Annotated in this window: 24 protein-coding genes and 1 pseudogene; 18 read left to right on the top strand and 7 right to left on the bottom strand. The window is 74.0% G+C overall.

The window, feature by feature from the left end; all coding sequences use genetic code 11:
• Positions 1-30 precede the first annotated feature (30 nt).
• The 8 genes and pseudogenes from IE172_RS21615 (at position 31) to IE172_RS34630 (ending at position 5673) form a co-directional block, all read left to right on the top strand.
• Positions 31-1119 carry an S-(hydroxymethyl)mycothiol dehydrogenase gene (locus IE172_RS21615; RefSeq protein ID WP_190098930.1) on the top strand — a complete coding sequence of 363 codons (1089 nt, stop codon included), beginning with the start codon at positions 31-33 and terminating at the stop codon, positions 1117-1119.
• Positions 1119-1748, top strand: a complete 630-nt coding sequence (locus IE172_RS21610) for an MBL fold metallo-hydrolase (RefSeq protein WP_190098929.1) — start codon at positions 1119-1121, stop codon at positions 1746-1748. The genes IE172_RS21615 and IE172_RS21610 overlap by 1 nt, the downstream gene beginning before the upstream one ends.
• A 102-nt stretch (positions 1749-1850) precedes the next feature.
• Positions 1851-2765, top strand: coding sequence for an SDR family oxidoreductase (locus IE172_RS21605; RefSeq protein ID WP_190098928.1), 915 nt, complete (start codon positions 1851-1853; stop codon positions 2763-2765).
• A gap of 50 nt (positions 2766-2815) precedes the next feature.
• Positions 2816-3619 carry an SDR family NAD(P)-dependent oxidoreductase gene (locus IE172_RS21600; protein ID WP_190098927.1) on the top strand — a complete coding sequence of 268 codons (804 nt, stop codon included), beginning with the start codon at positions 2816-2818 and terminating at the stop codon, positions 3617-3619.
• Positions 3620-3758: 139 nt separating this feature from the next.
• Positions 3759-4454, top strand: coding sequence for a L,D-transpeptidase family protein (locus IE172_RS21595; protein ID WP_190098926.1), 696 nt, complete (start codon positions 3759-3761; stop codon positions 4452-4454).
• 152 nt (positions 4455-4606) lie between these two features.
• Positions 4607-4792, top strand: coding sequence for a hypothetical protein (locus IE172_RS21590; protein WP_030218996.1), 186 nt, complete (start codon positions 4607-4609; stop codon positions 4790-4792).
• A 55-nt stretch (positions 4793-4847) separates the two neighbouring features.
• Positions 4848-5186 (top strand): annotated as a pseudogene (locus IE172_RS34635) (DMT family transporter); the annotation flags it as partial.
• 175 nt (positions 5187-5361) lie between these two features.
• Complete coding sequence (locus IE172_RS34630) at positions 5362-5673, top strand: EamA family transporter (RefSeq protein ID WP_229886249.1); 312 nt, start codon at positions 5362-5364, stop codon at positions 5671-5673.
• Between the two features lie 18 nt (positions 5674-5691).
• Here IE172_RS34630 and IE172_RS21580 read toward each other — a convergent pair whose 3' ends face one another.
• Entirely contained in the window at positions 5692-7062 is a 1371-nt protein-coding gene (locus tag IE172_RS21580) for a S1 family peptidase (RefSeq protein WP_190098925.1), read from the bottom strand.
• Positions 7063-7245: 183 nt separating this feature from the next.
• On the opposite strand from IE172_RS21580, the gene IE172_RS21575 reads away from it, so the two are divergent.
• From IE172_RS21575 to IE172_RS21565, 3 genes are read left to right on the top strand one after another with little or no spacing between them, the layout of a single operon-like run.
• Positions 7246-8445: a MalY/PatB family protein gene (locus IE172_RS21575; protein ID WP_190098924.1), complete on the top strand. Its 1200-nt coding sequence runs from the start codon at positions 7246-7248 to the stop codon at positions 8443-8445.
• Positions 8438-9169 (top strand): class I SAM-dependent methyltransferase, encoded by a 732-nt coding sequence (locus IE172_RS21570; protein WP_190098923.1) that lies wholly within the window; start codon positions 8438-8440, stop codon positions 9167-9169. Before IE172_RS21575 ends, IE172_RS21570 begins: the two co-directional genes overlap by 8 nt.
• 10 nt (positions 9170-9179) lie before the next feature.
• Positions 9180-9560 (top strand): PPOX class F420-dependent oxidoreductase, encoded by a 381-nt coding sequence (locus tag IE172_RS21565; protein ID WP_190098922.1) that lies wholly within the window; start codon positions 9180-9182, stop codon positions 9558-9560.
• A gap of 27 nt (positions 9561-9587) precedes the next feature.
• On the opposite strand, the gene IE172_RS21560 is transcribed toward IE172_RS21565, so the two are convergent.
• Together IE172_RS21560 and IE172_RS21555 are read right to left on the bottom strand one after the other, a co-directional pair.
• Positions 9588-10004, bottom strand: a complete 417-nt coding sequence (locus tag IE172_RS21560) for a Zn-ribbon domain-containing OB-fold protein (RefSeq protein ID WP_190098921.1) — start codon at positions 10002-10004, stop codon at positions 9588-9590.
• Between the two features lie 165 nt (positions 10005-10169).
• Positions 10170-10892 (bottom strand): TetR family transcriptional regulator, encoded by a 723-nt coding sequence (locus IE172_RS21555; RefSeq protein WP_190098920.1) that lies wholly within the window; start codon positions 10890-10892, stop codon positions 10170-10172.
• A gap of 130 nt (positions 10893-11022) precedes the next feature.
• Between IE172_RS21555 and IE172_RS21550 the strand changes: the two genes are divergently transcribed.
• Both IE172_RS21550 and IE172_RS21545 read left to right on the top strand, forming a co-directional pair.
• Positions 11023-11868, top strand: coding sequence for an ATP-grasp domain-containing protein (locus IE172_RS21550; RefSeq protein ID WP_190098919.1), 846 nt, complete (start codon positions 11023-11025; stop codon positions 11866-11868).
• A 73-nt stretch (positions 11869-11941) separates the two neighbouring features.
• Complete coding sequence (locus IE172_RS21545) at positions 11942-12604, top strand: peptidoglycan-binding domain-containing protein (RefSeq protein WP_190098918.1); 663 nt, start codon at positions 11942-11944, stop codon at positions 12602-12604.
• A gap of 58 nt (positions 12605-12662) precedes the next feature.
• On the opposite strand, the gene IE172_RS21540 is transcribed toward IE172_RS21545, so the two are convergent.
• The 3 genes from IE172_RS21540 to IE172_RS21530 all read right to left on the bottom strand — a co-directional run bounded on the left by IE172_RS21540 (position 12663) and on the right by IE172_RS21530 (position 16936).
• Entirely contained in the window at positions 12663-15104 is a 2442-nt protein-coding gene (locus tag IE172_RS21540; RefSeq protein ID WP_190098917.1) for a SpoIIE family protein phosphatase, read from the bottom strand.
• A 111-nt stretch (positions 15105-15215) separates the two neighbouring features.
• The gene (locus tag IE172_RS21535; protein ID WP_190098916.1) at positions 15216-15590 is read right to left on the bottom strand and encodes a hypothetical protein; all 375 of its coding nucleotides are present in this window, start codon (positions 15588-15590) and stop codon (positions 15216-15218) included.
• Between the two features lie 428 nt (positions 15591-16018).
• A complete protein-coding gene (locus tag IE172_RS21530; RefSeq protein ID WP_190098915.1) occupies positions 16019-16936 on the bottom strand; it encodes a MurR/RpiR family transcriptional regulator in 918 nt (305 codons plus the stop codon).
• Positions 16937-17164: 228 nt separating this feature from the next.
• Here IE172_RS21530 and IE172_RS21525 point away from each other — a divergent pair, with 228 nt between their 5' ends.
• Positions 17165-17326 carry a hypothetical protein gene (locus tag IE172_RS21525; RefSeq protein ID WP_190098914.1) on the top strand — a complete coding sequence of 54 codons (162 nt, stop codon included), beginning with the start codon at positions 17165-17167 and terminating at the stop codon, positions 17324-17326.
• Positions 17327-17468: 142 nt separating this feature from the next.
• A complete protein-coding gene (locus IE172_RS21520) occupies positions 17469-17879 on the top strand; it encodes a DUF3662 domain-containing protein (protein WP_190098913.1) in 411 nt (136 codons plus the stop codon).
• Between the two features lie 179 nt (positions 17880-18058).
• Here IE172_RS21520 and IE172_RS21515 read toward each other — a convergent pair whose 3' ends face one another.
• Positions 18059-18748: a nucleoside/nucleotide kinase family protein gene (locus IE172_RS21515; protein ID WP_190098912.1), complete on the bottom strand. Its 690-nt coding sequence runs from the start codon at positions 18746-18748 to the stop codon at positions 18059-18061.
• Between the two features lie 106 nt (positions 18749-18854).
• Between IE172_RS21515 and IE172_RS21510 the strand changes: the two genes are divergently transcribed.
• The 3 genes from IE172_RS21510 to IE172_RS21500 all read left to right on the top strand — a co-directional run bounded on the left by IE172_RS21510 (position 18855) and on the right by IE172_RS21500 (position 21886).
• Entirely contained in the window at positions 18855-19592 is a 738-nt protein-coding gene (locus IE172_RS21510; RefSeq protein ID WP_190098911.1) for a beta-phosphoglucomutase family hydrolase, read from the top strand.
• 173 nt (positions 19593-19765) lie between these two features.
• Complete coding sequence (locus tag IE172_RS21505; protein ID WP_190098910.1) at positions 19766-21247, top strand: hypothetical protein; 1482 nt, start codon at positions 19766-19768, stop codon at positions 21245-21247.
• Positions 21248-21397: 150 nt separating this feature from the next.
• A complete protein-coding gene (locus tag IE172_RS21500; RefSeq protein ID WP_190098909.1) occupies positions 21398-21886 on the top strand; it encodes a DUF5709 domain-containing protein in 489 nt (162 codons plus the stop codon).
• The last annotated feature ends 4 nt before the right edge of the window (positions 21887-21890 follow it).

The raw sequence follows: 21890 nt of genomic DNA, 5'->3' as shown, positions 1-21890 counted from the left end.
CGGACACCGGCCGATGAAGGAGTCAGCACCATGGCCCAGGAAGTACGCGGCGTGATCGCACCCGGCAAGGACGAGCCGGTGCGGATCGAGACGGTCGTCGTACCCGACCCGGGACCCGGCGAGGCCGTCGTGCGGGTCCAGGCCTGCGGCGTGTGCCACACGGACCTGCACTACAAGCAGGGCGGGATCAGCGACGACTTCCCGTTCCTGCTCGGCCACGAGGCCGCGGGCGTTGTCGAGTCGGTCGGCGACGGAGTCACCGACGTCGAACCCGGCGACTTCGTGATCCTCAACTGGCGTGCGGTGTGCGGCAAGTGCCGCGCCTGTCTGCGCGGCCGCCCCTGGTACTGCTTCGACACGCACAACGCGAAGCAGAAGATGACCCTGGCCTCCACCGGCCAGGAGCTCTCCCCGGCCCTGGGCATCGGCGCCTTCGCCGAGAAGACCCTCGTCGCCGCCGGACAGTGCACCAAGGTCGACCCCGCCGTCGCCCCGCAGGTCGCCGGGCTGCTCGGCTGCGGTGTCATGGCCGGCATCGGCGCCGCCATCAACACCGGCAACGTCGGCCGGGGCGACTCGGTCGCCGTCATCGGCTGCGGCGGCGTCGGCGACGCGGCGGTCGCCGGGGCCCGGCTCGCCGGAGCGGCGAAGATCATCGCCGTCGACATCGACGAACGCAAGCTGGAGACCGCCCGCTCCATGGGCGCCACCCACACCGTCAACTCCCGCGAGACGGACCCCGTGGAGGCGATCCGCGACCTCACCGGCGGCTTCGGCGCCGACGTGGTCATCGAGGCGGTCGGCCGCCCCGAGACCTACCAGCAGGCCTTCTACGCCCGCGACCTGGCCGGCACGGTCGTCCTGGTCGGCGTGCCCACCCCGGAGATGAAGCTGGAACTGCCGCTCCTCGACGTCTTCGGCCGCGGCGGCAGCCTGAAGTCCTCCTGGTACGGCGACTGCCTGCCCTCCCGGGACTTCCCGATGCTGATCGACCTGCACCTCCAGGGACGCCTGGACCTGGGTGCGTTCGTCACCGAGACCATCCAACTGGACGAGGTGGAGAAGGCGTTCGAGCGGATGCACCGCGGCGACGTGCTGCGTTCGGTGGTGGTGCTGTGATGACCGCCCGTATCGAACGACTCGTCACCTCCGGTCAGTTCAGCCTCGACGGCGGCACCTGGGACGTCGACAACAACGTGTGGATCGTCGGCGACGACCACGAGGCGATCGTCATCGACGCCGCCCACGACGCCGACGCCATCGCCGAGGCGGTGGGCGACCGGCGGCTGACGGCCATCGTGTGCACCCACGCCCACAACGACCACATCGACGCCGCCCCCGCCCTCGCCGAGCGCACCGGGGCCACCATCTGGCTGCACCCCGACGACCTGCCGCTGTGGAAGCAGACCCACCCGGACCGCGACCCGGACGCCTGGCTGGCCGACGGCCAGGTGATCGAGGCCGCCGGCGCCGACCTCACCGTGCTGCACACCCCCGGGCACGCCCCGGGCGCGGTCTGCCTCTACGACGCGGGACTGGGCACCGTGTTCACCGGCGACACCCTCTTCCAGGGAGGTCCCGGCGCCACCGGCCGCTCGTTCTCCCACTTCCCGACGATCATCGACTCGATCCGGGACCGGCTCCTCGCCCTCCCGCCCGAGACCAAGGTCCTCACCGGTCACGGCGACCCCACCACCATCGGCGCGGAGGCCCCGCACCTGGAGGAATGGATCGCCCGGGGCCACTGAGGGAGCCCACCCGGGTGGCCGCGGGGAAAAGGCGACAGAAGATGTCCGGCTTACCCGTCACTCTTTGAGCGACAGCCGAGCAGGAGTGACGGGAGGCCGTACATGTCGGAGCAGTTGAGGGGCAAGGTCGCGCTGGTGGCCGGGGCGACCCGGGGAGCCGGGCGGGGCATCGCCGTGGAACTCGGAGCGGCGGGCGCCACCGTGTACGTCACGGGCCGCAGCACCCGCGCCCGCCGCTCCGAGTACGACCGCCCCGAGACCATCGAGGACACCGCCGACCTCGTCACCGAGGCCGGCGGCACGGGGATCGCGGTGCCCACCGACCACCTCGACCCCGCACAGGTCCGCGCGCTGGTCGACCGGATCGACACCGAACAGGGCCGCCTGGACGTCCTGGTCAACGACATCTGGGGCGGCGAGACGCTCTTCGCCTGGGACGCCCCCGTCTGGGAGCACGACCTGGACGACGGACTGCGCCTGCTCCGCCTCGCGGTCGAGACGCACGCGATCACCAGCCACCACGCCCTGCCGCTGATGCTGCGCACCCCGGGCGGACTGGTCGTCGAGGTCACCGACGGCACCGCCGACTACAACCGCGACACCTACCGCGTCTCCTTCTTCTACGACCTCGCCAAGTCCTCCGTGCTGCGCATGGCCTTCGCCCTCGGCCACGAACTCGGGCCGCGGGGCGCCACGGCGGTGGCCCTGACCCCGGGCTGGATGCGCTCGGAGATCATGCTCGAACACTTCAAGGTGCGCGAGGACAACTGGCGCGACGCCCTCACCGACGTCCCCCACTTCGCCATCTCGGAGACCCCGCGCTACGTGGGCCGGGCCGTCGCCGCCCTCGCCGCCGACCCGGAGGTGGCCCGCTTCAACGGCACCTCCCTCTCCAGCGGCGGCCTCGCCCACGAGTACGGCTTCACCGACCTCGACGGCAGCCGCCCGGACGCCTGGCGCTACATGGTCGAGGTCCAGGACGCGGGCCGGCCGGCGGACGTGACCGGCTACCGCTGATTTCCTCCGGCCCCCTGCCGCGATGATCGTCCGGCGGCTACCGTCACCGCATGACGACGGACACACGCCGGTTCGAGGGGTACGGGGTTCTCATCACGGGGGCGGCACGCGGTATCGGCGCGGCCACCGCCCGGCGGTTCGCCGAGGAGGGGTCACGCGTCCTGGTGGCCGACATCGACCCGGACGCGGCACGGTCGACGGCCTCGGAGCTGAGGGAGCGGGGCCTCGGCGCCGAGGCCGTCGCCTGCGACGTGGCCGACCGCGTCTCGGTCGAGGCGGCGGTGGCGCACGCGGTGAGCGCCTTCGGCTCGCTCGACGTCCTGGTCAACAACGCCGCCCACTGCACCCCGGACGCGCCGCGCCTCGAGGACGAGGCGGACGAGGAGTGGGCCGCGGACCTCGACGTCACCCTCACCGGCGCCTGGCGCTGCTGCCGCGCCGCACTCCCGCACCTCGAGGCCTCGGGCCGGGGCGCCATCGTCACCGTCGGCTCCGTCAACGGCCTGCAGGACTTCGGCAATCACGCCTACAGCGCCGCCAAGGCCGGACTGATCTCCCTGACCCGCACCCTCACCGGGCACGCCGCGCCACGCGGGGTCCGGGTCAACCTCGTCGCACCGGGGACCGTCCGCACCCGCGCCTGGGCCGGCCGGGACGACGACCTCGAGGCGCTCCGGCGCCTCTACCCGCTGGGACGGGTCGGCGAGCCCGAGGACATCGCGGCCGCCGTCGCCTTCCTCGCCTCGCGCGACGCGTCCTGGATCACCGGGACCACCCTGGTGGTCGACGGCGGGATCACCGCGGTGAACACGGCGTTCGGCCAGGCGGTGGCCCGTCCGGGAGACCCTCGGTAGGAGCGGCCCCGGGAGCGGATGTCACCGTTCGGTCGCGGACGGTGCGCGCCGTACAACCGATTTTCCCGATGAGTCGTCTACCTGGCAGAGTGCGCAGGCCATGCGCTCACTCACCCACTGCGGAAAGGCAGAACCGACCATGGGGGACACACGTAGACGGAGTGCGGTGATTCTGGGGGTCACCTCGCTGGTGGCTCCGCTCACCATCGCGCTCGGCGCGACCGAGGCGCAGGCGGCGAGCTGTACCACCTCGACGGGCCCGCACCAGAAGAAGGTGGAGAAGTTCCTCGGCCGCCCGGCCGACGGCAAGCAGTCCTCCGCCGACTGCAAGGCCATCCGGGCCTTCCAGAACAAGCACGGCATCCAGCCGAACATCGGGTACGCCGGTCCCGTCACCTGGGGCGTGATGGACCTGATGAACAAGCAGAAGGCGGTCGGCAAGAACCCGAACAAGGCCGGCAAGTGCCCCACGAACAAGGGCCGGATCGCCTGTGTGAACCTCACGCTCCAGCTCAGCTGGATCCAGGACGGCAAGAAGCTCGTCCACGGCCCCGTCCCCGTGCGCACGGGGCGGGACGGGTACGAGACCCGCACCGGCCTGAAGAAGGTCTACTGGCGCAACATCGACCACGTTTCGACGATCTACGACGTGCCGATGCCCTACAGCCAGTTCTTCGACGGCGGTCAGGCCTTCCACTCGGTCGGGGTCAGCATGTGGAACCCGCCCGGCTCGCACGGCTGCGTCAACATGACCAGGACCGACGCCAAGAAGTACTGGTCGCTGCTGAAGAAGGGCGACGACGTCTACGTGTACGGCCGCAAGCCGGGCACCTGATCCCGCCCGGGCACGGGCAGGGGCCCGGGCGTGAGTGCTGTGAACTCGCCCACGTTCCACGGCAGATACGGCAGATGGACGTGATCAGCAACACTGTCGGATATGTCCGATTCAGGTGCGATTACTCACAGCGTCTTCACCTCGGGCCCCGTATGCTTCACGGCATGTCCACCAGTGTTGAACCTTCTTCCGAGCGATCGGCTGCCGAGGTCAACGAGGAGATCCGGGCCCTGTGGCTCCGGTCGGGCGGGACACTGAGCGTCGAACAGCGCGAGGAGTACCAGCGCCTGGTCCAGGAGTGGGCCTCGGCTCTTCCGCAGCCGGCCAGGGCCGCCTGAACGATCCGTAGGCGGCCCCGGCCTCACCCCCCAGCCGACCGGGCACCCATGAGCGATGGGTGCCCTGCTCGCACTGGCTTCGGCCCTCTGCTACGGCCTCGTCGACTTCGCGGGCGGCCTGCTCTCCCGTCGCGTCCCGCACGCCGCCGTCACCTTCCTCGGCCGGCTCGGCGGCCTGCTGCTCGCCACCGCGGCCGCCCTCCTCCTGACCGCCGACGCCGTCGCCGTCCCCGACCTGCTGTGGGGCGCCCTCTCCGGCGTCGGCAGCGCCACCGCGATGCGCTTCCTCAACCGTGGCCTCAGTCACGGCGCGATGAGCGTGGTCGTGCCCGTGAGCGCGGTCACAGGCGTCGCGCTGTCCGTCCTGTGCGGGGTGCTCCTCCTCGGCGACCGGCCCGGCACCCTGGCCTGGACGGGGATCGCCGTCACGGTCCCGGCGCTCTGGTGGGTCTCCGGCGGCGGCACCCGGCTCGGCCGCGCGGCGACCGACGGGCTCCTGGCGAGCCCGGGTGTCGCCGTGCAGTACGTCGCCCTGGGCCAGGTCCGGTCCGGACAGCGGGCTGTGGCCGGTGGCCGCGGGCCGGGCCGCCGCCGTCCTCGTGCTGCTCCCCGGCGTCGTCCGCCACCCCCGGCTCGCCCGGCTCCCGGCCCGGCCCGCCGGGCAGGCCCTGCTGATCGGGGCGGGCGCCGCCCTCGGTCTCGTCCTCTACCTGCTCGCCGCGCAGCGGCAGATGCTCTCCGTCGCCGTGGTCCTCGCCTCCCTCTACCCGGCCCTCCCGGCCCTCCTCGGTCTCGCCGTCCTGCACGAGCGCGTCTCCCGGCGGCAGGCCGCCGGACTGCCGGCCGCCGCCCTGGCGACGGTGCTCCTGACCGCGGGCTGACCGGCCCGCGCCCCGCGCTCAGCCCCAGGTCGCCGAGTAATGGCGCCGGTACGCCTTGCGGTCCTGCTCCGCCCGTATCCACCGCGAGGCCACCAGGGCGACCAGGCTGCCCCCGATCACCAGCAGACCCGGCCCCACGCTCCGGGGGTCGGCCAGCCGGGACAGCAGCGTCGACGGGTCCGGGACGATGCCCCGCACCGGAGTCGACGAGCCCGGAGAAGCGGCGTCCGGCGCCGTGGCGGCCCCCGACGGCGCCGGGGACGGATCCGCGGCGCCGCCGTCGGCCCCGGGCGCCACGATGAGCCGTACGTCGAGATCCGCCAGCGCCTTCGTCAGCGGCTGGAAGAACGTCGTACCGCCGGTGCGGCAGTCACCGCTGCCGCCGGAGGTGACACCGAGCGCGATCCCCTCGGAGAACATCGGGCCGCCGCTGTCGCCCGGTTCCGCGCACACGTCGGACTCGATGAGACCGCTGACCGTGCCCTCCGGGTAGTTCACCGTCGCGTCGAGGGCGGTCACCTCACCGTCCCGCAGCCCGCTGGTACTGCCGCTGCGGAAGATCCGCTGTCCGACCGTCGGATCCGCCACGCCCGTGATCCGTACGCCCTTGCCGTCGCCGATCGCCACCACGCCGGCCCCCTCGCCCGCGCGGCCACCGGCGTACTCGATCAGCGAGTAGTCGTCCCCGGGGAAACTGCCACCGATCGTGGTGCCGACCTCCTGATTGCCCCCGTTGTCGGCGAACCACACCGACCCCTCGGGCCCGCAGTGCCCGGCCGTGAGGATGAACTCCCGTTTCCCGTCGGTCACGTTGAAGCCCGCCGAACAGCGGCCGGCGGTCGACAGAATGGGCCGGGCGCCGTTGAGGCGGGTGGTGAAGGTGCCCTCGGTCCGCTCCATGCGCACGAACGTGCCGATGCCGCCGGCCACTTCGGTCAGCTCGGACCAGTCGTCCGCGGACACCGTGGCGTCGCCGCGGACCACCACCTGGTTGGACCGGTAGTCCATGACCCACGCCGTGCCGGGCACGCGTGGCGCCGAACCCAGCGTCTTCGTGGCGGACTTCAAGTCGTCCATGCTGTGGCGGACCATCCTCGCCTCCGCGCCCGCCTCGCGCACCTCGGCCGCCGCCTCCTCGTCGGTGACCGCGACCACCGTCCTGCCCTCGGCGTCCGTCCAGCTGCCCGCCGTACGGGACGTGCCCAGCCGCGACACCAGGCCGGCGCCCGGCCGCGCCGGAGCCTCCCCGGCGGTGGAGAACGGGACCGCGTCGGGCACCTGGGGTTCACCGGCGACGGCGCGGGTGACCATGGTGGCCCCCAGGAGGAGTCCGCCGACGGCCGCCAGCCGTGTCACCCGCCGGACCACCCGTCGTCGTGCGTGCCTCATGCATGGCTCCAGAACCTCTGCCGCACGGTGCGAACACCGCGGGGCCTCCCCGGAGTCGGGTGCCCTCCGTCCATACGGAACCGGGGCCCCGAGCGTTCAGCGCGGACGTGACGGCCGGCGGGAGGGCCGCGGCGCGGGTCGATCCGGATGTCCGCTCCCGGCACGGCTGCCTATGGTGAGCGCATGACCACGACCCCGCACGAGAAGCCCGGTGAACCGAACCCCCTGCGCGCCCTCACCCTCGACCGTCTGCGGCGCCGCACCAGCATGAAGTGGCGCACCCATCCCGAGGACGTACTGCCGCTGTGGGTGGCCGAGATGGACGTGCCGCTCGCCGAACCGGTCGTGCGCGCCGTCACCGAGGCCATGGAACTCGGCGACACCGGCTATCCCGCCGGCAGCGCCTACGCGGAGGCGCTGGCCCACTTCGCCGGCGAACGGTGGGGCTGGGGCGGCCTCGCCGTGGAGCGCACCGCGATCGTGCCCGACGTCATGCTGGGCGTGGTCGAGATGCTCAAGCTGGTCACCGGGCACGGCGACGCGGTCGTGGTCAGCCCACCCGTCTACCCGCCCTTCCACGACTTCGTCCGGCACGCCGGCCGCGCACCGGTCGAGGCGCCGCTGGGGGCGGACGGACGGATCGACCTCGACGTCCTGGAGGACACCTTCCGGCGGGTGACGACCGGCCGGCGGCGGGCCGCCCACCTGCTGTGCAGCCCGCACAACCCCACCGGCACCGTGCACACCGCGCAGGAGCTGACCGCCGTCGCCGCCCTCGCCGAGCGGTACGGCGTACGGGTCGTCGCCGACGAGATCCACGCGCCCCTGGTCGTCGGCGGGACGCGCTTCGTGCCGTACCTCGGCGTGCCGGGTGGTGAGCGTGGCCTGTCCCTCATGTCGGCGTCGAAGGCGTGGAACCTGCCCGGTCTGAAGGCGGCCCTCGCCGTCGCCGGGGCCGACGCGGCCGACGACCTGGCGCGGATGCCGGAGGAGGTCGGCCACGGCGCGAGCCACGTCGGCGTCCTCGCCCACACCGCGGCCCTGCGGGACGGCACCCCGTGGCTGGACTCCCTGCTCACCGGACTGGACGCCAACCGCCGGCTGCTCGCCGGCCTCCTGGCCGAACACCTGCCCGCCGTCCGCTACCGCCCGGGGGACGCCACCTACCTCGCCTGGCTCGACTGCCGCGCCCTCGGCCTCGGCGACGACCCGGCCGAGGTCTTCCTCCGGTACGGCCGCGTGGCCCTCAACTCCGGTCTCCCCTTCGGCACGGGCGGCGCCGGGCACGTCCGCCTGAACCTGGCGGCCTCGCCCGAGGTGATCGCGGAGGCGGTGCGGCGGATGGCGGCGGCCGTGGAGCGGGAGGGCGTCGCCCGTGGCTGACGACGCCTTCGGCCACCCGCGCCTCGCCGCGCTCTACGACCCGCTCGATCCCGACCGCTCCGACCTCGACGCCTACCTGCGCATGGCGGAGGAGTTCGGAGCCCGGCGGGTGCTGGACATCGGCTGCGGGACGGGGGTGTTCGCGCTGCTCCTGGCCGGCCGGGGGATCGAGGCGGTCGGCGTCGATCCCGCCCGGGCCTCCCTCGACGTGGCCCGGGGCAAGCCGGGTGCCGCACGGGTCCGCTGGATCGAGGGCGACGCGGGCGCCCTGCCCCCGCTGCGGGCCGACCTGGCGACCATGACGGCCAACGTCGCCCAGGCCGTGGCCGATCCGGACGCCTGGCACCGCACCCTCGCGGGCGCCCGCACGGCGCTGCGGCCCGGCGGACGGCTGGTGTTCGAGACCCGGGACCCGGCCCGGCGGGCGTGGGAGTCGTGGACCAGGGAGCGGTCGTACCGGAGCGTGGACGTGCCCGGCGCCGGCACGGTCGGGACCTGGCACCAGGTGACCGGCGTGGACGGCCCGCTGGTGACGTTCCGTACGACCTACGAGTTCGCCGCGGACGGGACGGTGCTGACGTCGGAGTCGACGCTGCGGTTCCGTGAGCGGGACGAGGTCGGGGCCGACCTCGCCGCGCACGGCTACGAGCTGGAGCGGGTGGGGGACGCGCCGGACCGCCCGGGCCGGGAGTTCGTCTTCGTCGCCCGCCGCCCGGACGCCTAGACTGCGCCGCATGGACGAAGCGTCGCTCGACCGGCTCGGGGCCGGGAAGTACCTGCTGGTCACCAGCTACCGCAAGAACGGCACGCCCGTGGCCACACCGGTGTGGGTGGTGCGGGACGGTGACGCGCTCGGGGTGTGGACCGTTTCCGACTCCTGGAAGGTGAAGCGCATCCGCGCCCGCGGTGACGTCCTCGTCGGACCGTGCGACGTGCGCGGCAGGCCGACCGGTGACCAGGTCCCCGCCACCGCGGAGATCTGCGACCCGGCCACCACCGCACGCTATCGGCGGCTGCTTGCCCGCAAGTACGGCCTCCTGGGCCGGATGACGCTCCTCGGCAGCCGCCTGCGCCGGGGACTCGGCGGCACGGTGGGTATCCGCATCACCCTCTGAAGCGGGGCGCCCGGGCCCGGCGGGCCGTCAGGTCCAGGCGCGGAACGGCTCGTCGACGAGCTGGAAGACCGGCTCGCCCCGTACCGGGTCCTTGGCCGTCGACAGCCGGACGCGGTCACCGCTGTGAATGCCGATGGGCGGTCCCATCACCCGGCCCCGGACCACGAACCCCTCGGCCATCTCGATCAGGGAGATGTTGCGGGCCGCGGGGGTGTTGCGGTGCAGCACCGTGGAGTGGCGGACCGTGCCGACCCCCTCGCTGTGCTCCGTACGCAGCTCGCTGCCCTGACAGACCGGGCACAGCAGCCGGTGGTACATGGCGGTGCCGCACCAGGTGCAGCGCTGATAGACCATGGCCTCCGCCCTGTCGGCGCCCCGGGGGTCGAGCACGCTCGTCGCGGAGCCGGCTGCCTGCTGAGTGACGCTTCCTGAGTGGTGATACACGCTGGTCAACTCCCTGCGCTGGGGCCGGAAATCCCGCGTGCGCGGTCGCCCGGGCACGCACGTGCCCGGTCTGCGGTGCCGCCGCGCACAGCCACAGAGTATGGCACTGAGTGCCACGCGTAAAGGCACTCCGTACCCTCAGTTGTGAAGGGCGGGCAGCCGGGCTCAGGCGCGGCCCAGCGCGGACTCCAGCTCCTGCACCACCCGCCACAGCGGCGCCCCGCGCCGCGAGACGATCACCACCACGTCCTCGGGGCCCCGCGCCACGGCGGGTTCCGGCCCCGCGCCGAACGACTCCCGCACATGCCCGAGAGCGTGGTCGACCGCCGCCTCCGCGTCCCCCTTGCCGTCCGAACGCAGCCAGGAACGCAGCGCGTTGTTGTGCGCCGCGACCACGGCCGCCGCGATCACGTCGGCCCGCAGGATGCCGTCCGGCAGGCCGGCGAACCGGACCCGCAGATATCCCGCCAGGGCCTGCTCGTAGCGCCAGACCACGGACAGTTCGTACTGCCGCAGTCCCGGCACCTGCCGGGTGAGCCGGTAGCGCTGCACGGAGAACGCCGGGTTCTCGGCGTACATCAGCATCACCAGCCGGGCCGCGTCGCAGACCCTGCGCACCGGATCGGACTCGGAGGGAGCGGCGGCCAGGAAGGCCGTCATGTCGGCCAGGCACCGCTCGTGGTCGGGGAAGACCACGTCCTCCTTGGAGGGGAAGTAACGGAAGAAGGACCGCCGGCCCACCCCGGCGAGCGCCACGATGTCGTCCACCGTGGTCCGTTCGAAGCCCCGCTCCAGGAACAGCCGGAAGGCCGCCGCCACCAGGGCGTCCCGCATCGCCGGTTTCCCGGCCTCGTCACCGCGGCCGGGAGCCGCACCGCTGGAGCTCATGCACGGAACGTAGCACCGGGAAGTCCCTGATGGCACTCGGTGCCCGGCCGGCACGGAACTCGGTACCGTCGCAGCGTGGCATCGCGGGCCGTGCCTATGATCGGGCACCCGCCGTCCCCGAGGAGCACGTATGCCGTCCGCCCGTCCCCGCGTCCTCTACGTCACCGACCTGGCCTACCCGGCCCGCGGGCGCCGCTACTGCGACGAGGACGTCTTCCTGACCTCCCGGCTGCGCGAGCACCTCGACCTGGCCCTGTGCCACCCGCGCGACGCCGCCGCCCTCATGGACGCCTTCGACGCCGTCGTGGTCCGCAACAGCGGCCCGGTGCTGGGGTACCTGGACGCCTACCACGCCTTCCGCGAGCGGGCCCTCGCCGAGGGCACCCCGGTCTACAACCCGCTCACCGGCCGGGGCGACATGGCGGGCAAGCAGTACCTGCTCGACCTGAGCGCGGCCGGCCGGCCGGTGATCCCCACCGTGGGCCGGCCCGGGGACGTGGACCTGCTGCCCGCCGCCGAGCGGTACGTGGTCAAGCCCCGGCTCGGCGCCGACTCGGCAGGGCTGCGCGTCGTCGGCGCGGACGAGGTGCGCGGCCTCGCCGACGACGACGTCCTGGTGCAGCCGCACATCGACTTCGCCTACGAGGTCTCCTTCTACTACGTCGACCACGCCTTCCAGTACGCCCTGCGCACCCCCGGCCCCGGGCGGCGCTGGCAGCTGGAGCCCTGTCGGCCCACCGCGGACGACCTGGACTTCGCCCGGGGCTTCATCGAGTGGAACACCCTCGGCCACGGCATCCAGCGCGTCGACGCCTGCCGCGCCCCGGGCGGCGAGCTGCTGCTGGTCGAACTGGAGGACCTCAACCCCTACCTGTCCCTCGACGCCCTCGACGACGAGGGCCGGGAGGCGTTCGTGTCGGCGATGGTGACCTCCCTGCGCGGCTTCCTCCGTGACGCCGCCGGAACGGGCGGCTGAACCCGCGGGCCCTGCGTCGCGTATCTCCTCCCGTGGCGCTCGATTCCCCCGCACGGCACGGAAGGAGAGCAACATGACGACACCGTCCGAGCCCGGCCGGCCGCACGACGCACCGTCCCTGGAACCCGTCCGCGTGCTGCGCCCGCGCCGCACCGACGCGCTCGCGGAGCTGTTCCGCGAGTTCGAGGAGGGGGAGCGGGGCGGCTACGAAGCGGTGCCGCCGCCTCCCGGCACGGAGGACGCGACGCGGGAACTGCCGCCCGTCCCCGCCGGGCCGCCGCCGACGGCCGCCCGGGTCGCCCCGGGACGGCGCCGTGCCGGGCCGGTGCTCGCCGTCGCCGCCGCGGTGCTGATCGGGTTCGGCGGTGCGCTCCTCCTCACGGACCGGAACGCCGACGACCGCGCGGCCCCCGCCCCCGCGGCCCCCGCTCCCGCGGCCCCCGCTCCCGCGGCCCCCGCTCCCGCGCCGTCCGCTCCCGCGCCAGTGCCTCCGGCCGACCGGCCGTTCCTCCAGGAGGGGGACTCGGGCCCCGAAGTGAGCGAACTCCAGGAGCGGTTGCTGCGCGTCCCGGACGTCTACCGGGCGGGCTCCACCGACGGCCGCTACGACGCCACCCTCTCGGCCGCCGTCGCACGCTTCCAGCTCTGGTACGGCGTCCGGGGCGACGAGACGGGCGTGTACGGCGACGACACCCGGCTGGCGCTGGAGTCGCGTACGGGCGAGGTGGCGAACTGAACCGCCGCACGCCGCCGTGGGGTGGGGAGGGGAGCACGGGACCACGCTCGAACCGCGCCTACCGGCGCCGCCGTGCTCCGCGGGCCCGGTCCGCCGGGCCGGCCCCACGGGACTTCCCCGGCACCCGGATGTCCAGGACGCACACGTCGTCGCGGCGTTCGTCCTCCAGCATCGACTCCAGGAGCGTCGCGAGGGTCCCCGGCCCGGGTCTGTCGCCCGGGGCGGCCGCGACGGCCCGGGCGAGCCGGTCGAGGCCCGCGTCGATGATCTCCGGGGGCCGCTCCACCAGTCCGTCCGTGTACAGCAGGACCCGGTCGCCCGGTTCGAGCCGGCACTCGGCTTCCTCGAAGTGCGGCGTGGCGGAGGCGCCGAGCAGCAGGCCGGCGGGCCGGCGCAGATAGTGGACCTCGCCGTCACGCGCCAGCAGGGGCGGGGTGTGGCCCGCCTGGGCCCAGAGCAGCCGCCGGTCCCGGGGCCGGTAGCGGGCCAGGACCATGGTGGCGGTGCCGCGGGTGTCCCGGGAGTGCAGCAGCAGGGTGTTGAGCCGGGCGAGCGCGCCGGTCAGCGAGGAGCCGGTGATGACCATGCCCTTCGCGGTGAACCGCAGCAGGGCCATGGTGGCGACGGCGCCCACACCGTGTCCGGCGACGTCACCGACGACGAACAGCGCGTCGCCGTCGGGCAGTTCGATGGCGCTGAACCAGTCGCCGCCGACCTGTATGCCGGCCTGGGAGGGCAGGTAGGCGACCTCGACGCGCAGCCCGGCGAGGTTCACCGGACGCTCCGGCAGGGGGAGCAGCGCGTTCTGCAGGCGGGCGACCAGGGTGCGCTCGGACTGCAGCACGTCGTGCTGGGTGAGGATCGCCCGCTCGCTCTCCACCAGGGCGAGCTCGGCCCGACGCCGTGCGGTCAGGTCCTGGACGATGCCGTGCACCTCGACGGGTGCGCCGTGCGCGTCGGCCACCACCTCGGCGACCAGGCGCAGATGCCGGACACCGCGCGCGCCGCGCACCCGGAACGAGACCTCGAACGGCTGCCCCTCGCGGATCAGTGTTCCCACGGCCCGGCTGAGCTCGGACCGGTCGTCGGAGAACGCGAGCCGCGGCAGGCCGGCGAGCGGGACCGGGCCGTCCGCCGGGTCCCGGTCGAGGATCGCGAAGACCTGTGACGACCAGGACGCCTCGCCCGTGACCAGGTTCCAGTGCGCCCAGCCGAGCTTGCCCAGCCGCTGCAGCACGGCGAGCCGCTGCTCCTGGCGGTCGGAGGAGGCATGCCGGACCCAGGTGACGACCAGCGCGTCCTCCAGCCGGGTCACTCGCACGGAGAAGGTGGAGAGTTCGGCGGCCCCGTCGACCGTCTCCTGGTGGGCGAACGGTTCGCTCTCGTACGTCCGCCCGTTCGCCAGGGTGTCCAGGCAGCCCGGCCACACCGGCGTGTCCGTCAGGTCGGGCCACACCTCCAGCAGTCGCCGGCCGGCCGGGTCGCCGGTGGTGCCGCCCAGGAGGTCGGCCGCCTGCGGCGTCGCCGCGTCGACCCGGAAGTCCTCGACGCGGCCGGTGGGGCCGCGCAGGGGGGTCAGCAGCATCGCCGCGACCGGAAGCGCCGCGAACAGTGCCTGGACGGCGTCGGAGGGCGCGCCGGACGCCGGGTCCGGCGGGGAGGTGAACGTCCGCAGCCGCCCGGCGCAGAGCCGGACGACGCCCCGCAGACGGACCCGGTCGCGGGCGGTGAAGGGGCCGGGCCGGCCGCGCAGCACGCCGACACAGACCTCGGCTCCGTCCCCGCCGGGCAGCGGCAGCCAGGCCCGGGACCGCCAGCGCCCGGGAGGTGCGCCGATCAGCAGGTACCGCGCGCTGTCCCGGGTGAAGTCCTCCAGCCAGCGGGGCTCACCGGCCTCCATGGCGTCCAGCACGGCGACACCGCTGAAGGGGGGCACCCGGCGCCACTGGTCCGCCAGTCGTTCGTCGATCCCGGCGTGCCCGAGGAGTTCCAGGCCCCCGTCGGCCCGGCGGGCGTAGATCATGACCGAGTCCGCGTCCAGGTCGGGACCGAGGTGTTCCAGCAGACAGCGGGCCAGTTCCCGGTGGGTGTCGACGTGCACGAGGTCGCGGGCGAGGCGGCGCAGGGCGTCGGCGACGTCGTCGGGCACGGAGGGGGGTGCGGCGAGGTCGGGCGCGGGCAGGCCCTCGGGTTCTCCGTCCGGTCGCGGGGTGCCGGTGCCGGTGCCGGCCGGTGTCAGTTCGCCGAGGGTGATCCAGCACTCCTCGAGCAGGGTGCGGCGGGCGGCCTTGGCGCGCTGGAGCAGGGTCTCGCCGGCGGTGTCCGCGGAGCAGCCGGTCAGGGCGATCACGGCGCCCCGGGCGCGCTCCACGACGGCCGAGGTCGCGGCCTGCTCACGCAGCCGGTCCAGTTCGGCGCGCTGCTGGGCGACGACCCTGGCCAGTTCCACCAGGTCCGGTGCGGAACCGGACCCCACCGGGACGGGGGGCTCGCTCTTCACGCCACGAGCATCGCACACGCCCGTCGGTTCGTTGACCGGGTCGTTCCGCCCGGTTCCGGGCCGGGCCGGGGTGTCCGGGCGAGGCCGGGACACCCCGGGGCCGGGGCACGGTCAGCGGCCGGTGTCGGCCAGGGCCTGGGTCACCGCCCGCACGCTGCGGGCGATGTGCTGGAGCTGCATGATCTCGGCGGCGTAGAGCTTGATGGTGTGCTCGATGACCCCTTCGTGCAGTCCGGCCCGCGGCAGGTCGGTGCGGGCGGTCTGCAGTGCGGTGCGGGCCACCTTGATCTCGTGCTCGACCTGGATCTGGGCGTGCCGGCCCAGCAGAACGGGGTGCCGGATGAACGCCGGGTAGCCGGCGTAGCGCGCGGGCACCAGCTCGCGCAGCCATTTGGCCGCCGAGCGTTCCCAGTCGTAGCTGCCGGGGGTCTTCACCTGGCAGGGCCAGTCGGGCCTGGGGCGCGTGGAGGTCAGGGCCATGATCATCGCTTCCGGGTGTGCGGGTGTCGCCGGAGTGGACGACGGGGTGGGGCGGCCCCGGTCCAGGGGATGACCGGGGCCGCCACGAGTGGCCGGGCAGGGGAGGCCCGGCCGAACACCCTGGTGTCACCGGGGCGGGTGGGGACCGGCGGCTTCGGGTGTTCGTGCAGGCGCCCGGTCGGTACCGGTGTCATCCGCGGCGAGTGGTGCTGGCAGCGCATGGGCGGACCGTCGGCCTTCCGGGCGGAGGGGGTGGGGGCGGGGGTGCGGGAAGCGGTCCGGGGCTGCCGGTCCGCGATCCGTGAGCAGTATTTATATATGCCATCGGGTTTGCAAGACGTATGAAAACATTCATGTCCGCTTCGTATCGGTGCTCTCACACCTCGGCGCGGACGTACCGGCTCGCTCAGTCCCTGAGGAAGAAACCGGCTCGCTCAGTCCCTGAGGAAGAAGTGGTGCTCGTCGGCCACGTGCTCGTACTCGTCGAGCCGCGCCTGCGTCCGCTCCGGATCCGCGTCGGTCATGGCCTGCAGCAGCGCCGCGCACATCACTCCGGGAGCGGCGTAGGAGTCGAACACCAGCCGCGAACCGGTCCCCGTGGCGAAGGTGACATCTGCCTCGTCCGCGACCGGGCCCAGCGCCAGATCGGTGATCAGCGCGACCTTCAGGCCCGCGCTGCGGGCGACCCGCACCGCCGTCAGGGTCTCCTGGGCGTGCCGCGGCATGGAGAACGCCAGCACCCAGGTGCCGCCCGCTTCCCGCGACTGCAGCAGCGCGTCGTAGGCCACGCTGCCGCCCCGCGTCACCAGCCGCACGTCCGGGTGGACACGGCGGGCGGCGTAGGCGAAGTACTCGGCCAGGGAGACGGAGATGCGCAGCCCGAGCACGGTGAGCGGCGTCGACGCCGACAGCCGGCGGCCCGCCTCGATGATCCGGTCGGCGTCCGCGAGATCGCGCCGCAGGTTCTCCAGGTTCTCGATCTCCGCGTCCACCGCCGCCTGGAGTTCGTTCCCCCGGGCCTCCTCGGCGGGGCCGCCGGCCCGGGTGCCGAGCGTGAGGGACTGGAGCCTCTCCCGCAGCGCGGGGTAGCCGCTGAAGCCGACGGCCGAGGCGAACCGGGTCACCGAGGGCTGGCTCACCCCGACCCGGTCCGCGAGGTCGGTGATCGACAGGAACGCCGCCTCGGTGATGTGCTCGATCAGGTACTGGGCGATACGCCGCTGGCCGGGGGAGAGCCGGGGCCGGTCGAAGAGTGCGCGGAGCTGGGCCGTCGGGGACAACTCCGAGTCCTGGCCCGCCTTCCCCGAGGTGATCGCGGATGCCTGTGCGCGTGCCCGCTGCGGCGATGGCACCGGTGCGCCTCGTTCGTCTCCCACGAGGGTTCAACATAGCCCACGCACCGTGACGGCCATTTTCCCGGCGTGCTCGGCGTTCCCGGCGCTCTTCGCCGTCTCCGCGGTCTCCGCGGTCTCCGCCGGAACACACCCGGTCCGTTCCCCGGGGGGATATCCGCGCCTCCCGAGGGAACCCGCCGACACAGCGCACAGGCGAACCCCAGGACACCCGAGGAGCCACCGGACATGACCGTCCCCGAGGAGAACCGGCCGAAGACCCGGGACACCGACGAGACCATCGAGCAGCGGGAAGGACAGGAGACGCGCGCGCAGGGCGGCACCGGCCGCACGATGCGCGAGGCGCTGGAAGAGGCCGAGATCCGGCCGGACGACTACGACGAGCGGTAGACGCACGGCGGGGAGTACCGGCACCGGGGCCCCGCCGCGGCGACGGCGCCCCGACGGGCGCCGATAGCCCCGGCGGACCCCGGACGGCACTCCCACGGCACCCACCCGTCCCCGACCCGACGACGTTTCGGCAGGTGAAGGCATGAGCGCCCTGAGCGCGCTGGAAAAGGCACTGGAGAACCGATGGGAGGCGCTGTGGGCGCGGATGTCCGGCCGGGACCCGGTCGAGCTCGTGGACGCCCTGCGGCGCGAGTGCGACAGCCACGCGGTGGTGTGCCGGGCGGGCCGGGTGATGGTGCCCAACGCCTATGACGTGGAACTCTCCGGCCCGGTCCACGAGGAACTGACGCGCCGGGGCAGCCGCGTGGGGCAGATGCTCACCGACCGGCTGGCCCGGCACGCCGCACGCCACGGCTACGAGTGGGCCGGCCCGCTAGCCGTGCACGTGCGCCGGTCCGCGGAACTCCCCAACGGCCGTTACCGCGTGGCGAGCAGCGTGATGCCGCACGTGAGCGCGGACGGCTTCCAGCGGGCGGCGGCGGGACAGGGGTGACCCACTCCCGACCCGGGCCTCACGTTCCCTCGCGGGCGGGTGAGTTCCGCGCACGGCCGTCGGCCTGACGGCACACCACCCCGTGGCGGCTCCGCTCAACGGCCCGTTCCCCTGGGCGAGTCGGCGGACTCCGGCTGCGGTTCCCACGGCGTCGGTCCGTCCGCGCCGGAGAGCCCACGTCAGCCGGCCGTACCGCGTCCGGCCTCTCCCGCCGGCCGGGACGCGCCCGGCAGAGCGGAGGCCGGCACCACGAGATCGGCCCGGTCCCGTGTCGGGGCGACCAGCTCGGCGTTGCGCCGGTCGGAGCGTTCGACCCAGGCCACCGCCTCCTCGTGGCTCTTGCCGAACTCCACGTGGCGGGCGGTCAGACGGCGCAGCCGCTCCTCCTCGTCCAGGGCGCAGAACCACACCTCGTCCAGCAGTGGCCCGACCCGGGCCCACGCGCCGGTCTCCAGCAGCAGGTAGTTCCCCTCGGTCACCACCAGCCGGGCGGCCGCCGGCACCGGGACGGCTCCCGCGAGCGGCTGTTCCAGCGTCCGCTCGAAGCCGGGGGCGTACACGTCCTCCTCGTACCTCTCCTCGCGCAGCCGCTCCAGCAGCGCCGCGTACCCGGCGGCGTCGAAGGTGTCGGGAGCGCCCTTGCGGTCCCGGCGGCCCAGCCGGTCGAGTTCGGCGTCGGCGAGGTGGAAGCCGTCCATGGGGACGTGCGCCGCCCACGGCTCGCCGGAGCCGTTCAGCTCCCGCACCAGGTGCCCGGCGAGCGTGGACTTGCCCGCGCCCGGACCGCCGGCGATGCCGAGGACGGCGCGCCGGCCGGCCCTCGGGAGGGAGCGGGCACGGATCAGGAGGTCGTCGAAGGTCAGCGCCACACGCCCGAGTGTGTCACCCGGTCCGGGGACGTCCGGCCGCCGGGTGCCCTCCCGGGCCGCCCGTCCCGTCCGCCGTCCACCGCGGAACGGGGGCACCATGTCCCCTATGACGGATCTCGGCCTGCCCGACACCATCCTCGCCTGCCTCTTCGACCTCGACGGCGTCGTCACCAGGACGGCCGTCGTCCACGCGGCCGCCTGGAAGGAACTGTTCGACGCCTTCCTGCACGAGCGGGACGGCGACGGCTTCCGCCCCTTCACCGACGCCGACTACGACCAGTACGTCGACGGCCTGCCCCGCGCCGACGGCGTGCGCTCCTTCCTCGCCTCCCGCGGCATCGCACTGCCGGAGGGCGGGCCCGGCGACCGGCCCGGCGCCCGCACCGTCCACGGCCTCGGCAACCGCAAGAACGAGCTGCTGCTGGAGAGGATCCGCACCGACGGCGTCGAGGCCCACGACAGCACCCTGCGCTACATCGCCGCGGTCCGCGCCCGGGGACTGCGCACCGCGATCGTCTCCTCCAGCGCCAACTGCCGTGACGTCCTGCGGTCCATCGGCGCCGAGGACCTCTTCGACGCCCGGATCGACGGCGTGGACGCCGCCGAACGCGGGCTGCCCGGGAAGCCCGCCCCGGACACCTTCCTCGCCGCCGCCCGGGAGCTCGGCGTGGAGCCCTCCCGCGCGGCCGTCTTCGAGGACGCGCTCGCCGGCATGGACGCGGGCCGCGCCGGGGGTTTCGGATACGTCGTCGGCGTGGACCGGGCCGGCCGGGCCGACGCGCTGTACGCGCACGGCGCCGACCGCGTCGTGTCGGACCTCGGTGAACTCGGGCGCGAGACCTGAGCACACCGTCGCCGACGGGTCCCCTGGGACGGTTGGCCGTATACCGCCCTGCATGACCCGTCCGTCCGGGTTAGGTTGTCCGTGATCTTCGAGAACCCGGCCGGACCTCCCCGTCGCCGACCCGTGACGCGCGGAACCCGGCACCCATGACGCGTGCGAACGAAGGACGGACGATGACCGACGGCGCCGGCGCCCTCCTCGCCGCGGTACGGCGCCGCGAGCGCCGGCCCGGGCCGGACGCCTCCCGCAGGGCGTACGGCAGCGGGCCGCTCGCGGTGCTCGCCGCCCTCTTCGTCCTCGCCCAACTCGCCCTGGTGCGCCCCGGGCTGGGCCTCGGCTGGGACGAGATCGTGTACACCAGCCAGGTCACCTCCCACCACCCGGCCGCCTTCTTCAGCGCCCCCCGCTCCCGGGGCGTCTCCCTGCTGGTCGCGCCCGTCGCGTCATGGTCCGACTCCACCGCGCTGCTGCGCGTCTACCTCGCTCTGCTCTCCGGCCTCGCCCTCTACCTGGCCCTGCGCGTCTGGCGGGGCCTGTTCCCGACCGGGGTCCTGGTCACCGCCGGCGCCTTCTTCGCCTCGCTGTGGGTGACCCTGTTCTACGGCCCGCAGGCCATGCCCAACTACTGGGTCGCCGTCGGCGCGCTGATCACCGTCGGCGGCTTCCTGCGCCACCGCGCCGACCCCTCGTCCGGCGGCCCGCTGTGGACCGTGGTGGCGGGGTCGGCGCTGATGGCCTGGATGCGTCCCACCGATGCCGTCTGGGTGGCGATCCCGCTCCTCGCCCTCGCCCTGGCGGGCCGGCACTGGCGCTCACTGCTCGCCCTGGCGGGCGGCCTCGCGGCGGGCGGGGCCCCGTGGGTGATCGAGGCGTACACCGCCTTCGGGGGCCTCGCGGAGCGGCTGGCCGAGGCATCCCGCATCCAGGGCGGGCTCGGCCGGCACGTCGCCGTCGACGACCAGCTGCGCAGCCTGGGCGGGCGGGCCCTGTGCCGCCCGTGCACCGGGTCGATGCCGCACCCGGTGATCACCCTGTGGTGGTTCGTCCTGCCGCTGCTCGCCGTCCTCGGCCTGGTCGTCGCCGTACGGGCCCGCCGCACCCTGCGCACCGTGGTGCCGCTGGCCTGCGCCACCACCGCCGCGCTCCCGTACCTGTTCATGATCGACTACGCGGCGCCCCGCTTCCTCCAGCCCGCCTACGCCCTGCTGGCGATCCCGGTCGCCGACGCGCTCCGGTACCTGCTCACGGCGCCGCGGGGGACATGGCGGCCGGCCGCCGGGGTGGTGGTGGCGCTCGCCGTGGCCGGTCATCTCACCGTGCAGCTGACCGTCCTCGTGCACACCGTCGACCGCACTGCCGACAGCCGCCGCGACTGGGCCCGCACGGCCGGTGAACTCCACCGGCTCGGCGTCCGCCCGCCCTGTCTGATCACCGGACACGAGGCCATCCCCATCGGCTACTACACCGGCTGTTCCTCCGGTGCCACCTCCGGCAACAACGAGAACACCACGCCCGCCGAGATCCTGCGGACCGCCTCCCGCCTCCCCGTCGCCACGCTCACCGGTCCCGGCGGCACGCCGCCCGGCTACGCCCGGCCCTGGCCCGTCCACCGGATCGGCGACCTCGAGGTCCGCGTCGCCCCGACGCCCGGGTGACGCGGCCGGCCGTCGTCCCGGCGCGCCCCTTCGGCCTCACCGGACCCGCTCCGCGCCGTCCGGCACACGGGGTTAGAGATCGCGTGACGGGAAACGCGGATCGGACACCGCACACCGATTGCGCCGACGCGGCGTGACAAGGAGGACGCCATGAGCTCCGAACCGATGGCCGACGACGCCTACCAGCCCACCGGGAGCAACGAGGAGCAGGAGGACGCCGCGCCCCTCGACATGCAGGACGCCCTCGACGAGCGGACCTACGACGACACCCTCGACGAGGGCTACTCGCCGCCGGAGAAGCCGCTCGGCGTCACCAAGCACGGCACCACGGCCGCCGAGCAGCACGAGGGGGAGACCCTCGACCAGCGGCTGGCCCAGGAGGTGCCCGACGCGTCCGCGCCCACCGGGGACGCGGTGGGCGACCTGCCCGGCGGTGAGGGCGAGCCGGTGGACCCGGAGGCGGGCACCGCCCGTGCGGGACGGCTGGTCGCCCCCGACGAGGGGGCCCGCGCCGACACCACCAAGGAGACCGTCGCCGACGACGTGGGCGTCGACGGCGGGGCCGCGGGTGCGGAGGAGGCCGCGGTGCACGTCGTCGAGGACGAGACGGCACTCCCGGACGACGGCGACAGAACCTGACCGG

The organism is Streptomyces griseoflavus, from assembly GCF_014649995.1.
Taxonomy (GTDB): domain Bacteria; phylum Actinomycetota; class Actinomycetes; order Streptomycetales; family Streptomycetaceae; genus Streptomyces; species Streptomyces griseoflavus.
This window is presented reverse-complemented; position numbering and strand designations above follow the sequence as displayed.